The organism is Streptomyces sp. NPDC057565, assembly GCF_042801455.1.
In the GTDB taxonomy this organism is placed as follows: Bacteria; Actinomycetota; Actinomycetes; order Streptomycetales; family Streptomycetaceae; genus Streptomyces; species Streptomyces yanii.
The window spans coordinates 37,845-54,984 of record NZ_JBHVFU010000022.1 but is presented as its reverse complement, the minus strand read 5'-3'; the positions used below and the strand labels follow the sequence as shown (position 1 = coordinate 54,984).

General features: G+C 69.6%; 18 protein-coding genes. 12 read left to right on the top strand and 6 right to left on the bottom strand.

Annotated features, from left to right (window positions below):
- Nucleotides 1–21: 21 nt before the first annotated feature.
- Both ACFU8W_RS30230 and ACFU8W_RS30225 read left to right on the top strand, forming a co-directional pair.
- Nucleotides 22–696, top strand: a complete 675-nt coding sequence (locus tag ACFU8W_RS30230) for an MOSC domain-containing protein (protein ID WP_384043719.1) — start codon at nucleotides 22–24, stop codon at nucleotides 694–696.
- A 34-nt stretch (nucleotides 697–730) separates the two neighbouring features.
- The gene (locus ACFU8W_RS30225) at nucleotides 731–1,504 is read left to right on the top strand and encodes an SDR family oxidoreductase (RefSeq protein WP_345515029.1); all 774 of its coding nucleotides are present in this window, start codon (nucleotides 731–733) and stop codon (nucleotides 1,502–1,504) included.
- Between the two features lie 21 nt (nucleotides 1,505–1,525).
- Here the strand turns inward: ACFU8W_RS30225 and ACFU8W_RS30220 are convergent, their stop codons facing one another.
- Nucleotides 1,526–3,055 carry a right-handed parallel beta-helix repeat-containing protein gene (locus ACFU8W_RS30220; RefSeq protein WP_384043716.1) on the bottom strand — a complete coding sequence of 510 codons (1,530 nt, stop codon included), beginning with the start codon at nucleotides 3,053–3,055 and terminating at the stop codon, nucleotides 1,526–1,528.
- A gap of 166 nt (nucleotides 3,056–3,221) precedes the next feature.
- Here ACFU8W_RS30220 and ACFU8W_RS30215 point away from each other — a divergent pair, with 166 nt between their 5' ends.
- The 6 genes from ACFU8W_RS30215 to ACFU8W_RS30190 all read left to right on the top strand — a co-directional run bounded on the left by ACFU8W_RS30215 (nucleotide 3,222) and on the right by ACFU8W_RS30190 (nucleotide 9,407).
- Entirely contained in the window at nucleotides 3,222–4,313 is a 1,092-nt protein-coding gene (locus ACFU8W_RS30215; protein ID WP_345515027.1) for a substrate-binding domain-containing protein, read from the top strand.
- Between the two features lie 161 nt (nucleotides 4,314–4,474).
- Nucleotides 4,475–5,803: an ABC transporter substrate-binding protein gene (locus tag ACFU8W_RS30210; RefSeq protein WP_384043711.1), complete on the top strand. Its 1,329-nt coding sequence runs from the start codon at nucleotides 4,475–4,477 to the stop codon at nucleotides 5,801–5,803.
- Nucleotides 5,803–6,696: a carbohydrate ABC transporter permease gene (locus tag ACFU8W_RS30205; protein ID WP_384043709.1), complete on the top strand. Its 894-nt coding sequence runs from the start codon at nucleotides 5,803–5,805 to the stop codon at nucleotides 6,694–6,696. Before ACFU8W_RS30210 ends, ACFU8W_RS30205 begins: the two co-directional genes overlap by 1 nt.
- Nucleotides 6,693–7,547 (top strand): carbohydrate ABC transporter permease, encoded by an 855-nt coding sequence (locus tag ACFU8W_RS30200; RefSeq protein ID WP_384043706.1) that lies wholly within the window; start codon nucleotides 6,693–6,695, stop codon nucleotides 7,545–7,547. Before ACFU8W_RS30205 ends, ACFU8W_RS30200 begins: the two co-directional genes overlap by 4 nt.
- A 51-nt stretch (nucleotides 7,548–7,598) precedes the next feature.
- A complete protein-coding gene (locus ACFU8W_RS30195; protein WP_384043703.1) occupies nucleotides 7,599–8,627 on the top strand; it encodes a hydroxyacid dehydrogenase in 1,029 nt (342 codons plus the stop codon).
- A gap of 84 nt (nucleotides 8,628–8,711) precedes the next feature.
- Nucleotides 8,712–9,407, top strand: coding sequence for an ester cyclase (locus ACFU8W_RS30190; RefSeq protein WP_384043700.1), 696 nt, complete (start codon nucleotides 8,712–8,714; stop codon nucleotides 9,405–9,407).
- A 93-nt stretch (nucleotides 9,408–9,500) separates the two neighbouring features.
- Here ACFU8W_RS30190 and groL read toward each other — a convergent pair whose 3' ends face one another.
- Both groL and groES read right to left on the bottom strand, forming a co-directional pair.
- Nucleotides 9,501–11,126 (bottom strand): chaperonin GroEL, encoded by a 1,626-nt coding sequence (gene groL, locus ACFU8W_RS30185; protein WP_345515020.1) that lies wholly within the window; start codon nucleotides 11,124–11,126, stop codon nucleotides 9,501–9,503.
- Nucleotides 11,127–11,226: 100 nt separating this feature from the next.
- Nucleotides 11,227–11,535 carry a co-chaperone GroES gene (groES, locus tag ACFU8W_RS30180; protein WP_003998759.1) on the bottom strand — a complete coding sequence of 103 codons (309 nt, stop codon included), beginning with the start codon at nucleotides 11,533–11,535 and terminating at the stop codon, nucleotides 11,227–11,229.
- Between the two features lie 563 nt (nucleotides 11,536–12,098).
- On the opposite strand from groES, the gene ACFU8W_RS30175 reads away from it, so the two are divergent.
- Together ACFU8W_RS30175 and ACFU8W_RS30170 are read left to right on the top strand one after the other, a co-directional pair.
- Nucleotides 12,099–12,287: a hypothetical protein gene (locus tag ACFU8W_RS30175; RefSeq protein WP_384043696.1), complete on the top strand. Its 189-nt coding sequence runs from the start codon at nucleotides 12,099–12,101 to the stop codon at nucleotides 12,285–12,287.
- Nucleotides 12,288–12,713: 426 nt separating this feature from the next.
- A complete protein-coding gene (locus tag ACFU8W_RS30170; RefSeq protein WP_384043693.1) occupies nucleotides 12,714–13,943 on the top strand; it encodes a methyltransferase domain-containing protein in 1,230 nt (409 codons plus the stop codon).
- Between the two features lie 81 nt (nucleotides 13,944–14,024).
- Here the strand turns inward: ACFU8W_RS30170 and ACFU8W_RS30165 are convergent, their stop codons facing one another.
- Both ACFU8W_RS30165 and ACFU8W_RS30160 read right to left on the bottom strand, forming a co-directional pair.
- A complete protein-coding gene (locus ACFU8W_RS30165) occupies nucleotides 14,025–14,390 on the bottom strand; it encodes a hypothetical protein (protein ID WP_384043690.1) in 366 nt (121 codons plus the stop codon).
- Between the two features lie 52 nt (nucleotides 14,391–14,442).
- Nucleotides 14,443–15,108: a hypothetical protein gene (locus ACFU8W_RS30160; RefSeq protein WP_384043687.1), complete on the bottom strand. Its 666-nt coding sequence runs from the start codon at nucleotides 15,106–15,108 to the stop codon at nucleotides 14,443–14,445.
- 125 nt (nucleotides 15,109–15,233) lie between these two features.
- Between ACFU8W_RS30160 and ACFU8W_RS30155 the strand changes: the two genes are divergently transcribed.
- Together ACFU8W_RS30155 and ACFU8W_RS30150 are read left to right on the top strand one after the other, a co-directional pair.
- Entirely contained in the window at nucleotides 15,234–16,292 is a 1,059-nt protein-coding gene (locus ACFU8W_RS30155; RefSeq protein WP_384043685.1) for an aldo/keto reductase, read from the top strand.
- 16 nt (nucleotides 16,293–16,308) lie between these two features.
- Complete coding sequence (locus tag ACFU8W_RS30150) at nucleotides 16,309–16,770, top strand: aminoglycoside phosphotransferase family protein (protein ID WP_384043820.1); 462 nt, start codon at nucleotides 16,309–16,311, stop codon at nucleotides 16,768–16,770.
- A gap of 71 nt (nucleotides 16,771–16,841) precedes the next feature.
- Here ACFU8W_RS30150 and ACFU8W_RS30145 read toward each other — a convergent pair whose 3' ends face one another.
- Nucleotides 16,842–16,973, bottom strand: coding sequence for a hypothetical protein (locus ACFU8W_RS30145; protein ID WP_384043682.1), 132 nt, complete (start codon nucleotides 16,971–16,973; stop codon nucleotides 16,842–16,844).
- Nucleotides 16,974–17,140 lie beyond the last annotated feature (167 nt).

Below are 17,140 nucleotides of genomic sequence, written 5' to 3'. Positions count from 1 at the left end.
CACGGCACTAGCGTTCGCTGCATGGAACTGCTGACTGTGAATGCGGGACGGCCCGAGGCCGTCGACTACACCGACGCCGCCGGCGGCGTGACCGGGATCGACAAGCAGCCGGTCGACGGCCCGGTGCGGGTCACCGACCCCGGCCCCAAGGGCACCGGCGGCAGTGGGGTGGCCGGGGACGCGGTGTGCGATCTGCGCCATCACGGCGGCTCGGACCAGGCCGTGTACGCCGTCGCCCGTGAGGATCTCGACGCCTGGGAGCGTTCGCTCGGCCGCCCGCTGGCCAATGGCGCGTTCGGCGAGAACCTGACGACCGCCGGACTGGACGTGAGCGGCGCGAGGATCGGCGAACGCTGGCGGATCGGAGCCGATCTGGTCCTGGAGGTGACGTCGGGTCGCATTCCGTGCCGCACGTTCGCCGGTCACCTCGGAGAGAAGCGCTGGGTCAAGCGATTCACCGAGGCGGCCGCGCCGGGCGCCTACCTGAGGGTGATCGAGCCGGGCGAGATCCGCGCCGGGGACCCGGTCGAGATCGTGCACCGGCCGGACCACGACATCACCGTACGGATGCAGTTCCTGGCGGTGACGGTGCGACGGGACCTGCTGCCGGAGCTGCTCACGGCCCGGGACGCACTGCATCCCGAGACGCTGCGCACCGCTCTGAAGTACGTGGCGGCGCAGGCACCGGGCGAGTGATCAGTGCGGTGTGCGGGGCACTAACGTGCCGCGTATGACGACTGCATTGATTACGGGTGCGACCGCGGGAATCGGGGCCGCCTTCGCGCGGCGTCTCGCGGCCGACGGGCACAATCTGGTGCTGGTGGCGCGCAGCACCGAGCGACTCCGGGAACAGGCCACCGAACTGCACGACCGGCACGGCATCGAGGCCGAGGTGCTGATCGCCGACCTCTCCGAGGACGACGGGATCGCCTCGGTCGAGGCGCGGCTGACGGACCGCCGGCAGCCCGTCGATCTGCTGATCAACAATGCCGGGTTCGGCAACAAGGGCCGCTATCTGGATGTGTCGATGGCGGACGAGCTGAAGATGTTGAAGGTGCACTGCGAGGCGGTGCTGCGGCTGACCTCGGCTGCCGCGGCGGGGATGAAGGAACGCGGGCGGGGCGGGGTGGTCAATGTGGCCTCGGTGGCGGCGTTCGTGCCGCGCGGGACGTACGGCGCGTCCAAGGCGTGGGTCGTTCAGTTCACCCAGGGCGCGGCGAAGGACCTGGCCGGTTCGGGGGTGCGGCTGATGGCGCTGTGCCCCGGCTTCGTACGGACCGAGTTCCATGAGCGCGCCGGGATGGGGACCGACAACATTCCGGGCTGGATGTGGCTCGACGCGGACAGGCTGGTCGCCTCGGCGCTGGCGGATCTCGCGCGCGGGAAGTCGGTGTCGATCCCCGACGCGCGGTACAAGGCGCTGATGGGGCTGGTGAAGGTGACGCCGCGCGGCCTGCTCGGAGGGGTCACCTCCAAGACAGGCCGCAAGTACGGTCCGCAGTAGGGCGGTCGGACGGTGTGCGGATTACTTGACGCCGCGGCCCGCGTACGCGCCGATGTTGGGGGCGCCGGGCTTCAGCTCGTTGCCGAACCAGTCCTTGCCGCCGTTGTTCTCGATGACGGCTCCGGCGGCCAGGGCGGGCGAGCCCTCGCCGAGCCGGAAGTCGTCCCGCAGCTTCGGGTCCTCGGTGATGCCGCCGGGGTTGGGGCGGGTCATCTCGATGCCGTGGAACGCGTTGTGGTCGAAGGAGAGCCCGGGGGTCGGGTTCTTGAAGGCGTAGCCGCCGGTGCCCTCGCTCACGAAGATGTTGTTGCGGATGGACAGTTCGTGCTGGGTGGTGGCGGGGCTTCCGGCGTCGTCCTGGACGAGGTAGCCGGGCACCTTCTCCTTGTTGTGGAAGGTGTTGTTGTAGATCTGCGTGTCGAGGATCGGGCCCCAGCAGTTCTGGATGAGGCGCGCGCCGTCGTTCCGGCTGACGTTGTAGCGGGCGACCGTGCCGATGGTCTTGGCACCGCTGTACGGGCAGATCAGCAGGAAGCCGCCGGCGTTGTCGTGGCTGTAGTTGTACTGGAAGACGGTGTTCTGCGAGGCGCCGTCGGCGTCGAAGGACATGCCGTCGTGGGTGTTTCCGCCGCCCGAGACCTCGTTGTACTCGATGGTCGTGTCGTCGGTGTTGAAGGTCCAGATACCGGCGTTGGCGGAGGGCGAGCGGAGCTGGAAGCCGTCGACCCTGTTGTGGTCGACGCGGGCGCCGCTGGTGGTGTCGAGCTTCATGCCGTCACCCGCGAGGGACTTCAGCGTGTTGTGGTGGATCCGCACGCCGGTACTGGGCGTCCACTCCCCCGGGTAGACGTTCGGGTCCTGCTGCTGGCCGACCAGATCGCGCTTGGAGAACGTCGACTTGAAGTAGATGCCCTCGCGGTCGACGTCCTCGATGCGGTTGTGGCTGATGTCGAGACCGTCGTACGCGCTGGGCTTCGTCTTCCCCTCGACCGCGATCTGGATCGCGCTGGAGCCGGAGACCGTCTTGTAGTCGCCTCCGCGCACATCGTGGATGTACAGGCCGGAGATCTTGAAGCCGCGGGCGGTGCCGTAGTCGGTCAGGCGCAGCCGGACCCCGTTGCGCTCGCTGCCGGGGGCGGCGGCGTTGGTGATCTCCAGGTCGCCGAGGTGCACGTATTGCGTGTTGGAGAGCAGGACGACGTCGTGGGCGCCCGCGCCGTCGAGCTTCGCGCGGGCCTCGCCGCTGCCGTAGTCGGCAATGGTGAAGGGCGCGCGGGCCGAGCCTTCACCCCGCGGGGCGAGGGTGCCGGTGCAGGTGGTGCCGCGCTTGAAGAGCAGCCGGTCGCCGGGGCCGTAGGTGGGGGCGCCGGCCTCGGCCAGGGTGGTCCACGGATGCTCCTTGCTGCCGGTGGCACCGGCCGGGTCGGCCGAGCAGTCGACATGGAACGTGCGGCCGGTGGGCGCGGCCTGCGCGGTCGTCTGGCCCGCGACGGTCACACCCGCGGCAGCAGTCAGGGCCGCGAGCGCTGCGGCGGTGACGCGATGTCTCACAATTCCTCCGTACGAACAGTCAGGGTCGAGTCGGCATCGCCGGAATCCTGGACTCGGATTGATCGAACGTCAATGGATTACGTTTGAATGATCGAAACTGCCATCGTTCGATCACGTTGGACTAGGGTCGATCCCGGGGTCGGATCACTGCGAGGGGACTGCTGCCGTGCGCGAAACTGCTGCTGAACGTCATGACCGGCTGCTGGGGCTGGTTCGGGAACGGGGCTCGGCCCGGGTCTCCGATCTCGCCTCCCAGCTGGGCGTCTCGCCCGTCACGGTGCGCCGGGACGTGGAGGAGCTGGCGGGCCGGGGCCTGCTGGACCGGGTGCACGGCTCGGTCTCCTGGCCGCAGGACCACGCGGCTCCCGGTGCCGCCTCCGCCTCCGGCGCGGGCAGCGGCCTGGTCCTCGGCATGCTCGCCCCCTCAGCGACGTACTACTTCGCCGAGGTCATCCGCGGGGCGCACGAGGCGGCGGCCCGGGCCGGGGCCCGGCTGATCCTGCGGATCTCGGACTACCGGCCCGAGGAGGACCACGCGCGCACCGACGGGCTGCTCTCGGCGGGCGCCGAGGGCCTGCTGATCGCACCCGGCTGGCAGCATCCGGGCGACCCGGCGGCATTCGGCGACTGGATCGCCTCACTGCCCGTGCCCACGGTGCTGCTGGAGCGTCGGCCCGCCGCGGGCTCGCGGCTGGACGGCCTGGACCGGGTCTGCTCGGACCATGCCCACGGGGTACTGCTCGCCGTGCGCCACCTGGTGGAACTGGGGCACGGGGCCCCGCTGCTGATGGCCCGTGCCGATTCCCCGACAGCGATCGCGGTGCGGTCCGGATACGCGGAGGCACTGGCCGTGCTGGGGCTGCGCGCACCGCAGGACGTGATCGATTCCGTACCGGCGGAGCTGGCCCCCGACGCCTTCGAGGCGGCGGTGCAGGCGCTGCGCGAGGCGGTCGTCTCGGGGGTGGCCACGGCGGCGCTGATCCACAACGACGTGGACGCGATCCAGGTGGTGCAGCGCCTGGCCGAGCTGGGTGTGCGGGTGCCGGACGACCTGGCGCTGATCGCGTACGACGACGAGGTGGCGGCGCTCGCCGACACGCCCCTGACGGCGGTGGCGCCGCCCAAGCGCGATGTGGGCCGGCATGCCACCGAGCTGCTGGTGGAACGGCTGGGCGAGGGCGCGGGCGCGCCGCGGCGCCATCTGACGCTGCTGCCGCAGCTGCGGGTCCGCGACTCGTGCGGTTCACCCCTCCCGTAACCCGTCCCCCGCGACCCCTCCGGCAGCTCTCACCATCCGCTTCCGTACGTAACTTCTTTGATCTTTTTTCGATCAATCAATCTTTCGCTCTTGACTTCGGTCACGACTGGTTCAAGGATCACGGCCAACGCCAATGTCGTCGCCTGTTCAGGAGCCTCGCTGTGAGCCGCAGTTCGAGCAGAACGTCCCTTGCCCTCGTCGGCGCCGCCACCGCCCTCGCCGTACTCACGGCCTGCGGCGGCAGCGGCGACGACAGCGCCGCCACCGGAAGTGACGGCAAGCCCGTCAGCATCACCTTCTGGGGCTGGGCCAAGGGATCCAAGGAGGTCGTTGACGCGTTCAACGCCTCGCACAAGAACATCAAGGTCGTGTACGAGGAGATCCCGTCCGGCAACGCGGGCGGCTACGCCAAGATCTCCAACGCGGTGAAGGCGGGCAACGCCCCCGACCTGGTGTCCATCGAGTACCCGCAGCTTCCGGAGTACGTCAGTCAGGGCGCACTTCAGGACATAGGCCAGTACTTCACCGAGGACATCAGGAAGAAGCTGCTGCCGCAGGCGGTGGAGCTGACCACGCTCGGCGGCAAGAACTGGGCCGTCCCCTTCGACGCCTCGCCGCAGTCCTTCTACTACCGCAAGGACCTGTTCGAGAAGTACGGCGTCGAGGTCCCCACCACCTGGGACGAGTTCCGCAAGGCGGCCGAGAAGATCAAGAAGGCCGACAAGAAGGCCCGCATCGGCACGTTCTTCCCCGACGACCCGACCACGTTCCAGGCAATGACCTGGCAGGCCGGCGCCCAGTGGTTCAAGGCCGAGGGCGACACCTGGAAGGTCGACACGACCGACGCGGCCACCAACAAGGTCGCCGACTACTGGCAGGGTCTGCTCGACGACGACCTGATCCGTGCCAACGCCTCGTTCAGCCCCGAGTGGACCAACTCCCTGAAGAGCGGCGGCACCGTCGGCTATCTCGGCGCCGCCTGGGGCGCGGGCGTCCTCAAGGGCACCCTGCCCGAGCAGAGCGGCAAGTGGGCGGTCGCCCCGATGCCCAGCTGGGACGGCAAGCCGGCCAGCGGCATGCTCGGCGGCTCCACCTTCGCGGTGACGAAGACCAGCAAGAAGGCGAAGGCCGCGGTCGAGTTCGCCACCTGGATGTCGACCACCGAGGACGGCATCAAGGCCCGGATCGAGTCCGGCACGTCGAGCGCCTTCCCGGCCGCGGCCGAGCTGCGTCCGGTCGCGAAGAAGGCCTTCGACGCGGACTTCTACGGCGGCGAGGACATCTACCAGGTGTTCGAGGACGCGGCGGCGTCCATCGGCCCCGACTGGACCTGGGGTCCGACGACCGGCACGACGAACACCACCATCAAGGACCAGTTCGGCAAGGTCGCGGCCGGCGGCACGACGATCACCGACGCGGTCAAGGCGGGCCATGACGCCACGGTTGCCGAGCTGAAGAAGCGCGGTCTGAAGGTCGAGGACGCAGGCTGATGAACCGCGCCCGGACGACCAGAGCCGCCGCCATCCTGCTGGGGCCCTTCTTCGTACTGTTCACGTTGGCGATGGTGGTGCCGATCGGATACGCGGTCTGGCTCAGCCTGTTCACCGAGAAACAGTCCGGCCTGGGCTTCGGCGGCACCGAGACCGTCTTCAGCGGACTCGACAACTACGCGGCGGCGCTGGGTGACCGGGCATTCCGCGAGGGCTTCGCTGTACTCCTCGGATACTGCCTCTTCTACATTCCGCTGCTGCTCATCGGGGCCCTCGCCCTCGCCCTGCTGCTGGACTCCACGCTGGCCCGCGCCCGCCGGTTCTTCCAGCTCGCGCTCTTCCTGCCACATGCCGTGCCGGGCATCATCGCCGCGCTGATCTGGGTGTACCTCTACACGCCGCAGCTCAGCCCGGTCATCAGCGCCATGGAGTCCGGCGGCATCGGCTTCGACTTCTTCTCCCCCGAGGGCGCGCTCCCGTCCGTCGTCAACATCGCCCTGTGGGAATGGCTCGGCTACAACATGGTGATCTTCTACGCGGCGCTGCAGGCCATCGACCGCTCCGTGCTCGAAGCGGCCACGGTCGACGGGGCGGGCGCCTGGCGCATCGCGCTGAGCATCAAGGTGCCGCTGATCCGCGCCTCCGTCGTGATGGTCGCCCTGTTCACGGTCATCGGCTCGCTGCAGCTGTTCACCGAACCGCTGATCCTCAACAAGGGCACCGGATCCGCCGTCTCCTCCACCTGGACGCCGAACATGTACGCGTACACCGCGGCCTTCGAACGCAACGACTACGGCCTCGCGGCCGCGGCCTCCATCCTGCTGGCCCTCACCGCCGCACTGCTGTCCTTCGTCGTCACCCGCTTCACCGGCCGGAAGGGCAGGAAGGCATGAACTCCTCAGCCCCCAAGAGCCGTTGGATGTCCAGGACGGCGGTCAACGGCTTCCTGATCCTCGCGGTCGTCTACATGCTCTTCCCTCTCGTCTGGCTGGTCACCGCCGCAACCAAGGACACCGGCGATCTGCTCGCGGGCAACGCGTTCTCCTTCGACGGCTTCAACCTCGGCGAGAACCTGTCGAACCTCGCCTCCTACGGCGACGGCATCTACTTCCGCTGGTACCTCAACAGCCTCTTCTACGCGGGCGGCGGCGCGGTCGTCTGTTCGCTGATCTGTGTCGCCGCGGGGTACGCCTTCGACAAGTACGAATTCCGGGGCAAGGAGAAGCTGTTCGGCCTGGTACTGATGGGCGTGCTGGTCCCGACCACCGCGCTCGCCCTGCCGATGTATCTCCTGGCGTCCAAAACCGGTCTCGTCAACACCTACTGGTCGGTGCTGATCCCGGTCCTCGTCAATCCGTTCGGCGTCTACCTCGCCCGGGTGTTCTCCACCGGCTACATCCCCAACGAGGCGCTGGAGGCCGCCCGTATCGACGGAGCCGGCGAGCTGCGCGTCTTCTGGTCGATCGGGCTGCGCATGGTCATGCCGGGCTTCGTGACCGTCTTCCTCTTCCAGTTCACCGCGATCTGGAACAACTTCTTCCTCCCCCTCGTGATGCTGTCGGACCGCAAGCTGTTCCCGCTGAGCCTCGGTCTGTACTCCTGGAACACCAACACCCACGGCGAGCCGAGCTTCTATCCGCTCGTCGTCACCGGATCCCTCCTCGCCGTGATCCCCCTGATCGTCGCCTTCGTCTCCCTGCAGCGGCACTGGAAGGCGGGTCTGACCGCCGGAAGCGTCAAGTGACCGTCGCCCGCCCCTTGAGCCGAGCGCCCTTTGAGGAGTCCGAGTTACACCATGCCCCACGCCACTGACAACCGGCCGAAAGCCCTGCTGGCGATGGGCCCCGGCATCGCCGACCGGCTCCTCGCCGACCGCCACCGCACACGACTGGCCGCCCTCACCCGTACGGATCCCCGCTTCGTCGCCCACGACCTGGCCGACCCGACACCGGAGACGGCCGCCGCGCTCGCCGAGGCCGAGGTGCTGTTGACCTGCTGGGGTGCGACACCGCTGACCGCCGAGGTGCTGGACGCCGCACCGCGGCTGCGCGCCGTGGTGCACGCCGCCGGTTCCGTGAAGCACCACATCACGGACGCCTGCTGGGAACGCGGGATCGCCGTCACCTCGGCGGCCGGTGCCAATGCGCTGCCCGTCGCCGAGTTCACCCTTGCCGCGATCCTTTTCGCGGGCAAGCGGGTGCTGCAGACCGCGCAGCGTTACGCCGCCCTGCGCACCGACCACGACTGGCTCCAGGAGCTCGCCGGCTCCGGCAACTACCGCCGCACCGTCGGCATCATCGGAGCATCCCGCATCGGCCGACGGGTGATCGAGCTGCTGCGCCCCTTCGACCTGGACGTCCTGCTGTACGACCCCTACGTCGACGCGGCGGAGGCGGCCCGGCTGGGCGTACGGCTCGCGGCGCTGGACGAGCTGTGCGCACGCAGCTCCGTCGTCTCCGTGCATGCGCCGCAGCTGCCGGAGACGCGCCATCTGATGGGCGCGGCGCAGCTGGCGGCGATGGCGACGGGCACGACGCTGATCAACACGGCTCGCGGGTCGCTGATCGACGAGGACGCCTTGCTTGCGGAGCTGCGGAGCGGGCGGCTGCACGCGGTGCTGGATGTGACGGATCCCGAACTTCCGCCCGCGCTCTCGCCGTTGTACGAGCTGCCGAATGTATTGCTCACTCCGCACATCGCGGGCTCGCAGGGCGATGAGCTGCACCGGATGGCCGACCAGGCACTCGACGAGATGGAGCGGTTCGCGTCCGGCCTGCCCTTCGCGGACCCCGTGCACGCCGGGAGCCTGCAGCACTCGGCCTGAGCCCCGAACGTCGAAAACCCTCTGGCTCACTGAGCTCCTCTAAACTGGAAGGATCCCATCCAGACTGCAGGACCGGGAGACGCCATGAGATTCGTACAAGTAATCGACTGCAAGACGGAGCGGTTCGACGACATGGACCGCCTCATGGACGAATGGGTCGAACGGACCAAGGGCACCCGGACGGCCACGCACAGCCTCATCGGCAAGGACCGCTCCGACGGGTCCCACTTCGTCGAGATCGTCGAATTCCCTTCGTACGAAGATGCGATGGCGAACTCGAAGCTGCCGGAGACCGACCAGATCTTCCAGGAGATGGTGGCGCTCTGCAACGGAATGCCCACCTTCACCGACCTCGATGTGGTCCGTGACGAACAGTTGAACCAGACACTGTCGCGCCGGTTCTTCCACGAGATCGCCGTCGGGGGCAACCTCGAAGCCATCGACGAGGTGTTCGCGCCCGACTACATCGACCACGACGTCGCCAAGGAACAGGACACGGTGATCGGGTCCGGCTCCCTGAAGAACGACGTGATCAGATGGCGTGCGGCCTTCGATTTCACCATCAGCCTGGACCGGCAGGTCTGCGAGGGTGACGACGTCGTGACGCTGTGGACCTGGACCGGCACCCACGAGGGCGACTTCATGGGGATCGCCCCCACGGGCAGGCAGTGCACCATGACGGGCACCACGATCTTCCGGTTCAAGGACGGCAGGATCCAGGAAGGCTGGTGGCACGAGGACCTTCTCGGCCTGATGCACCAGCTCGGCGCGCTCCACTGATCCAACGGCAAAGGACAGCCGAAGGCCCCCGTTCCCATCGCTGAACAGCGGGAACGGGGGCCTTGTGCGGCGGTGAGCCCAGGTGTCAGCTCGTCAGTGCGAGTGACCGTGGCCGCCGTGACCGGCTTCGGCCTCTTCCTCGGCCGGCTTCTCGACGACCAGGGTCTCGGTCGTCAGCAGCAGCGACGCGATGGACGCGGCGTTCTCCAGCGCGGAGCGGGTGACCTTGACCGGGTCGATGACGCCGGCCTTCACCAGGTCGCCGTACTCGCCGGTCGCGGCGTTGAAGCCCTGGCCCTTGTCGAGCTCGGCGACCTTCGAGGTGATGACGTAACCCTCGAGGCCGGCGTTCTCGGCGATCCAGCGCAGCGGCTCGACCGCGGCGCGGCGCACGACCGCGACACCGGTGGCCTCGTCGCCGGCCTTGTCGAGGTTGCCCTCGAGGACCTTGACGGCGTGGACCAGAGCGGAGCCACCACCGGAGACGATGCCCTCCTCGACCGCGGCGCGGGTCGCGGAGATGGCGTCCTCCAGACGGTGCTTCTTCTCCTTGAGCTCCACCTCGGTGGCGGCACCGACACGGATCACGCACACGCCGCCGGCCAGCTTCGCGAGGCGCTCCTGGAGCTTCTCGCGGTCCCAGTCGGAGTCGGTGGCGTCGATCTCGGCCTTGATCTGGTTGACCCGGCCCTTGACGTCGCCGGGCTCGCCGCCGCCGTCCACGATGGTCGTGTCGTCCTTGGAGACGGTGACACGGCGGGCGGTGCCCAGCACGTCCAGACCGGCCTGGTCGAGCTTGAGGCCGACCTCCTCGGCGATGACGGTCGCACCGGTGAGGGTGGCGATGTCGCCGAGCATGGCCTTGCGGCGGTCACCGAAGCCCGGGGCCTTCACCGCGACGGCGTTGAAGGTGCCACGGATCTTGTTGACGACCAGGGTCGACAGGGCCTCGCCCTCGACGTCCTCGGCGATGATCAGCAGCGGCTTGGAGCCACCGGCCTGGATGACCTTCTCCAGCAGCGGGAGCAGCTCCTGGATCGAGCCGATCTTGCCCTGGTGGATCAGGATGTACGGGTCGTCGAGGACGGCCTCCATACGCTCCTGGTCGGTCACCATGTACGGGGACAGGTAACCCTTGTCGAAGGCCATGCCCTCGGTGAACTCGAGGTCCAGACCGAAGGTGTTGGACTCCTCGACGGTGATGACACCGTCCTTGCCGACCTTGTCCATCGCGTCCGCGATGAGCTCGCCGACCTGCGAGTCCTGCGCGGAGAGCGCGGCCACGGCGGCGATGTCGGACTTGTCGTCGATCGGGCGGGCGGTCGCGAGGAGCTCCTCGGACACAGCCTTGACCGCGGCGTCGATGCCCTTCTTCAGGGCGGCCGGGGAAGCACCCGCGGCAACGTTGCGCAGGCCCTCGCGGACGAGCGCCTGGGCGAGCACGGTGGCGGTGGTGGTGCCGTCACCCGCTACGTCGTTGGTCTTGGTCGCCACCTCCTTCACCAGCTGGGCACCGAGGTTCTCGTACGGGTCGTCGAGCTCGACCTCGCGCGCGATGGTGACACCGTCGTTGGTGATGGTGGGAGCGCCGAACTTCTTGTCGATGACGACGTTGCGGCCCTTGGGGCCGATCGTCACCTTGACCGTGTCGGCAAGCTTGTTGACGCCGCGCTCAAGGGCGCGACGGGCGTCCTCGTCGAACTTCAGAATCTTCGCCATGGGAGCTGAACTGTCCTCTCGAACGAACTGCGCCCCTGACCGCCCGGCTTGTTATCTCGCAGGGGACCAGGGGCGCAGAACGGAAGCAAACGTGTGTGAATTACTTCTCGATGATCGCGAGCACGTCGCGGGCCGAGAGGACGAGGTACTCCTCGCCGTTGTACTTCACCTCGGTGCCGCCGTACTTGCTGTACAGCACGATGTCACCGGTCTTGACGTCGAGCGGCAGGCGCTCGCCGTTCTCGAAGCGACCCGGGCCCACGGCCAGGACGACGCCCTCCTGGGGCTTCTCCTTGGCGGTGTCCGGGATGACCAGGCCAGAGGCCGTGGTCTGCTCGGCGTCGAGCGGCTGGACCACAATGCGGTCCTCAAGCGGCTTGATGGCAACCTTGGAGCTGGTGGTCGTCACGATCCGGCCTCCCCCTTCGGAGATCTCGGGGTTAACTGCGGGGTTAACTGTCTGGGGTGGCGATCAGGTGGGTCCGTCGTCGCGGGTGCCGGACCTGCCGGTCGCACAGTACTGCTGGCACTCTCCAGCGGGGAGTGCCAGAGCTGACACTATGACCGCGATTAGCACTCGGTCAAGCGGAGTGCCAATTCAGTCCGGTCGTGGCGTCACCGCACCGGACTGTCCCGATGGGTCGACGTACGGGGAACGCAGGGACGGACCGCACCGTTCCGTACGACGGCGGGGAGATGCCGGACGTCGCGCCCCCGCGTCGGCGCCGACTGTCGGGACAGGTCTCGACATCGCTCCGGTTCCGCCCCTGATGGCCCCTCCGGGCGGCCGGGGCGGGCCGGGCCGCCTCCTGCACCGACCCGCCCGAGGCGGCCGAACCAACCGCCGACGAACCGGGCCGTGATCACATTCGGGGTGCTCACCCCGGCGGTCGTCGCGATCGGCGTCGCACCGCTGCGCGCGAACCGGCCCCGGGCCCGGTCCAGGCCTTCGCCGCGATCGCACCGTGCCTCATGACGGTGCGGACCGGGCACGTCGACTACCGCCGCTCGCACCCCGTACCGGCGCCCGCTCCGCCGGACGGTCCCGGACGGTCCGGCCGCCAGTGCCTCAGCGGCGAGGACGACGCCGTGGGCCCGGTCTCCGGCAGCCGACCCGGCCGACCGCAGGAGCCGACGACCGTCGGCCCCGCGGCCCCCTGATCACCCCGCACACCCGCCCGCCGCTCCGGCTCCGCCCCCGACGCTGGTCCCGGCTCCGGCTCCGGCGTCCGGTGCGGCCGGCTCACCTTCTGCGCGGCCTTCCGGCCCAGCCGTTCGATCGGGTCGACCGACTGCGCGCACCCGGCGGTGGCCGTCAGGAGCGCACCGGTTGCCAGTAGGCCGGCGAGCAGCCGGTGCGCCCTCCTCATGCGTAGTCCTCCAGCCGGGCCGCGGCGTACCCCTTGTCCGTGACGGTCCTCATGACGGCCCGCGCCGCATCAGGGCCGACCCATACCCCTGCGCGGTTAAATCTTCCTTTTGTCGTACAAGCTGCGTGGTTTCGCATACTGCCAGTGGGGGCTCGGCCGCTGGCTCCGACACCTCCGCCGGGCCCGCGCGGTCCCCCGGCTGGCTCACAATGGGCCGGTGAACGCCTTCGATCCGACCGACCCGACCGACCCGCTCGCCGCCTTCACGGCCCTGCGTACCCCCGAGGGCGAGGCACTCCTCGCCGAGCTGCGGGCGTACGACCCCTCCCAGGAGCTCGCCACCGCGACCCGGCTGCGCCGCAGCCATCCGGCCCCGCTGGTGTCGGCGGCGCTGGGGCAGGCACGGCTGCGGCAGCGGGCGGTGGCGAAGTTCGGCGCCGAGGACGCGTACCGGATGTTCTTCACCCCGAACGGCGTCGAGCAGGCGACCCGCACCTCGGTCGCCACCCACCGCGCCCGGCGCTTCGCCGAAGCGGGCGTACACAGCATCGCCGACCTCTGCTGCGGGATCGGCGGCGACGCCCTCGCCCTCGCCCGCGCGGGCATCTCCGTCCTCGCCGTGGACCGCGACCCGCTGACCGCCGAGGTGGCCCGCGCCAATGCCGCCGCACTCGGTCTCGACACCCTGATCGAGGTGCGCTGCGCCGATGTCACCGAGATCGACACGTCCGCGTACGACGCGGTCTTCGTCGACCCGGCCCGGCGCGGCGGACGCGGCAGGATCTTCGACCCCGAGGCGTACTCGCCACCGCTCTCCTGGGCGACCGCCGCCGCGCTGACGGCCCCCCGTGCCGCACTGAAGATCGCCCCCGGCATCCCGCACGAGGCGATCCCGGCGCAGGCGGAGGCCGAGTGGATCTCGGACGCCGGCGATGTCAAGGAGGCGGTGCTCTGGTTCGGTGAAGGGTTCGCCCCGGGCTCGTACCGCGCCACACTGCTCCCGGCGGGCGCGACCCTGTCGGCCCCGGCCGCACTGCCCGCCCCGCCCGTCGGACCGGTGGGCCGCTATCTGTACGAGCCGGACGGCGCCGTCATCCGTGCCCATCTGGTCGCCGACGTCGTGGAGCGGTCGGGTGGCCGGCTGGTCGACGAGACGATCGCGTACGTCACGAGCGACGAGCCGTACAACTCCCCCTACGCCTCCGCGTACGAGATCACCGACCAACTGCCCTTCAACATGAAGAAGCTGAAGGCACTGCTGCGGGAGCGGAAGGTCGGCGTCCTGACCGTCAAGAAGCGCGGCTCGGCCGTCGAACCGGAGGAGCTGCGCCGGAAGATGAAGCTCCAGGGCCCGAACGCCGCGACCGTGTTCCTGACCCGGGTCGCCGGGGCACCGACCATGCTGGTCGGCCACCCCGTGCGGCCCGACGTGCGTGCGAGCTCCTAGCGTGTGTTTGCCCCGTGAGGAGCGTCGTCCGAGTGTGCGTGCCGGGCGGCGCGACGGGGGCAAAGCGTGCCGGGAAGGGCACTAGGTCAGATCGGTCAGTTCGTCGGCGTACACCTGGGAGAGCGGCTGCGGGCCCACGTACTGCTGGCAGTTGCACTGCCCGGATTCGAAGCGGACCGGCTTCTTGCTCTCGTCCCAGGCCGTCGGCACCTCGACCCGCTCATGGCACTTGCCCTGCTTGTCATGCTTGGCAAGGTGGTGCGTGCAGCCGCAGATCGGCTCCGGCGGCCGGTTCGCCGCCTCGACGGCGAGGCGTTCCTGTTTGCCCGCCTCCAGCAGTTCCAGCTTGCGGGTGTGCCGGTTGCGCAGCGCCGTACGGACGTTGTCGACCACCCATCCGAAGCCACCGGTCCAGAAGATGATGAGCACCCACCAGTACCACTCCATATGACCCCTCCCCCTGCGCGGATCCTGCTACGCGGCCAGAATAGAGGCGCGTTCAGCGGTGAGCACCGCCGCGGACGGAGAACAGCGGCTCGGGCCCGGGCGCCCCGACGAGCACCCTCAGCACCCAACGGCGGTGCGCGAACGCCTTGGTGACCCCGATCAGACCGAGCAGCCAGCCGATCATCCCGAGCCCCATGACGAGGGCGACCGCACCGTAGGTGTCCTCGGGGGCCCTTGCACCCGCCGGAACGACCACGCAGGCGTACAGCCCGACCGCACACAACGCGAACGACGAGAGCACCCAGGCGAGGCTCGCACCGGAGGCACGCAGCCGCATGTCGCCGTCCGGATCGCGGTCCAACTCGCCCCAGGCGTCGAGCAGTCGGCGGATCTTCCGGTCGCGGCGCAGACCGACGACGACGAAGACCACCGACGGCACGACACAGCAGGCGCCCAGGACGGCGAGGACGACGCCGAGGACGGCACCGAAGATGTCGTACGACTCCTCGAACGTCAGGATCGCGGTCCCCACCAGCGACCAGCCGAGCGCGCACAGGGCGCCCCACAGCCACAGCAGCACCAGCCGGCCGCGCCCCACATGCATGGTGACCAGCTCGCCGAGGACGAACGCCCGGTCGGCGAGCAGGGCTTCCCTGTCGGGCCAGGACCGTATCTCGACGGGTGGAGGGGGCGGCGGCAACAGTGCGCGGCGGGACATGGGCCCGAGCCTACCGACCGGGTGCGGGCACAGTTCGGCGTGGCTTGCGTTGAAGCGCGCTCCAGCTCGTAACGTCCGAATGCGACCGGCTGACCGGATGCACGCACGTACCGAGGGAGAACACTGTGCAGTACACGCTGTTCGGCCGGACCGGCCTGCGGGTGAGCGAGCTGAGCCTCGGCGCCATGACCATCGGCGAGGACTGGGGGTGGGGCGCGGACAAGGAGACCAGCGCCCGGATCGTCGACGCGTACGCGGACGCGGGCGGCAACTTCATCGATACCGCCAACAACTACACCAACGGCAGCTCGGAGACGATCCTCGGCGAACTGCTCCGAGGCCGCCGGGACCGGTTCGTACTCGCCACGAAGTACAGCTGCGCCACCCGCACGGGCGATCCGAACGCGGCGGGCAACCACCGGAAGAACCTGGTCCAGTCGGTGGAGGCGAGCCTCGCCCGGCTGCGTACCGACCGCATCGACGTGCTGTGGGTGCACGCACGGGACAACTTCACCCCGGTCGAGGAGGTCATGCGCGCCCTCGACGACCTCGTACGGTCCGGCAAGGTGCTCTATCTCGGGGTGTCGGACTGGGCGGCGTGGGAGATCGCGCAGGCGAACACCATGGCCGAGCTGCGGGGCTGGACCTCGTTCGCCGGTTCTCAGCTGCGGTACAACCTGCTGGAGCGCACCCCGGAACGCGAACTGCTGCCGCAGGCCCGCGCCTTCGACCAGGCCGTGCTGGCGTGGAGCCCGCTCGCCGCAGGCAAGCTCACCGGGAAGTACCGCCGCGGCGAAACGGGCCGGCTGGACGCGCCCGCCTTCGACAATCGGGCCGATCGCCGGGAGGAGGAGGTCCTCACCGCGGTGCTGGAGGTCGCCGAACAGGGCGGCTGGAGCCCGGCGCAGGTGGCGCTGGCGTGGCTGTGCGGGCGGCCCGGGAACATCATCCCGATCGTCGCCGCCACCAGGGTGAGCCAGCTCGTCGACAATCTCGCCGGTGTCGATGTCGCGCTCGACGCCGCCGCGGTGCACCGGCTCGACGCGGCCAGCGAGGTAGCGCTCGGTTTTCCGCACGACTTCCTGCGGGAGCCGGGGGTCATGAGGAACGTGTACGGAGACCTCTGGGCGAACATCACGGACCGGCGCTCGACCTACCGCCGGACGGCGAGCGAGATCCGCTAGCGGCGCTCCGTAAGGGCTGTCCCGGCTCGCCGACCGGTCCGACGCGTGGGAGCAGGAGATCCGCGAACACGCCGGACGGCTGGCCGGGCCCCTGCCGCGGTACGTCACCGACGCGGTGCTGGCGACCGTACGGGAACTGGGCCGCGAGCAGCCGGACACCCTGGTCCACGGCGATCTGAACTACGGCAACGTGATCGCCGGCGCACGCGAGCCCTGGCTGGCCATCGACCCCAAGGGCTGGGTGGGCGACCCGGCGTACGACGGGATCACGCTGCTCCGCAGCCGCCTCGACACCCTGGACGCCACGCTGCAGCGCCGCGTCTCGCTCTTCGCGGACGCCGCCGAGCTGGACCGCGACCGGGTGCGCCGCTGGGCGCAGGCGCGTGCGGTGACGGCGGCCCACTGGGGACGGCTGCACGGGGACCCGGAGTGGCTGATCGCCGCGACCGACGGGATCGCGACGGCGCTCGTCCGATGAGGTGAGGCCGCAACGGTGTGCGGGACGGGCGGGGCCGGTGGCAACGGGGATCCCGCCCGTCCCGTCCGGTCTCAGCTGTCCGACCGGCCGTCCGGGTACTCGCTGTACCCGTCGAACCCGGCGTCCGCGCCGTCGTACTCGAAGTCGTCGGCGCCGTCGCCGCCCGCCCCCGACTCGGGGCTGTAGTCGTACTGGTCGGCCATGATGGCTCCTCTCGCGACGGGCGCCCGATGCGCCCCGGTCACGCGGTCAACGAGGCTGCCGGACCGGCCGATGCGCCCGCCCGACCCGGGCCACCTCAGTGGCGTACAGCCCGGTCGGCCGGTTGACCGATTCCCGCCCATGGCCCGTCAGTTGCCGATCATCGGGG

What these genes read in the sequence shown, in the direction of transcription:
- ACFU8W_RS30195 (WP_384043703.1), top strand. Translation starts at nt 7,599, where the DNA reads ATGCCCCACGCCACTGACAACCGGCCGAAAGCCCTGCTGGCGATGGGC.
- ACFU8W_RS30200 (WP_384043706.1), top strand. Translation starts at nt 6,693, where the DNA reads ATGAACTCCTCAGCCCCCAAGAGCCGTTGGATGTCCAGGACGGCGGTC.
- ACFU8W_RS30145 (WP_384043682.1), bottom strand. Translation starts at nt 16,973, where the DNA reads ATGGCCGACCAGTACGACTACAGCCCCGAGTCGGGGGCGGGCGGCGAC.
- ACFU8W_RS30190 (WP_384043700.1), top strand. Translation starts at nt 8,712, where the DNA reads ATGAGATTCGTACAAGTAATCGACTGCAAGACGGAGCGGTTCGACGAC.
- ACFU8W_RS30160 (WP_384043687.1), bottom strand. Translation starts at nt 15,108, where the DNA reads ATGTCCCGCCGCGCACTGTTGCCGCCGCCCCCTCCACCCGTCGAGATA.
- ACFU8W_RS30225 (WP_345515029.1), top strand. Translation starts at nt 731, where the DNA reads ATGACGACTGCATTGATTACGGGTGCGACCGCGGGAATCGGGGCCGCC.
- ACFU8W_RS30175 (WP_384043696.1), top strand. Translation starts at nt 12,099, where the DNA reads ATGACGGTGCGGACCGGGCACGTCGACTACCGCCGCTCGCACCCCGTA.
- ACFU8W_RS30205 (WP_384043709.1), top strand. Translation starts at nt 5,803, where the DNA reads ATGAACCGCGCCCGGACGACCAGAGCCGCCGCCATCCTGCTGGGGCCC.
- ACFU8W_RS30230 (WP_384043719.1), top strand. Translation starts at nt 22, where the DNA reads ATGGAACTGCTGACTGTGAATGCGGGACGGCCCGAGGCCGTCGACTAC.
- groL (WP_345515020.1), bottom strand. Translation starts at nt 11,126, where the DNA reads ATGGCGAAGATTCTGAAGTTCGACGAGGACGCCCGTCGCGCCCTTGAG.
- ACFU8W_RS30165 (WP_384043690.1), bottom strand. Translation starts at nt 14,390, where the DNA reads ATGGAGTGGTACTGGTGGGTGCTCATCATCTTCTGGACCGGTGGCTTC.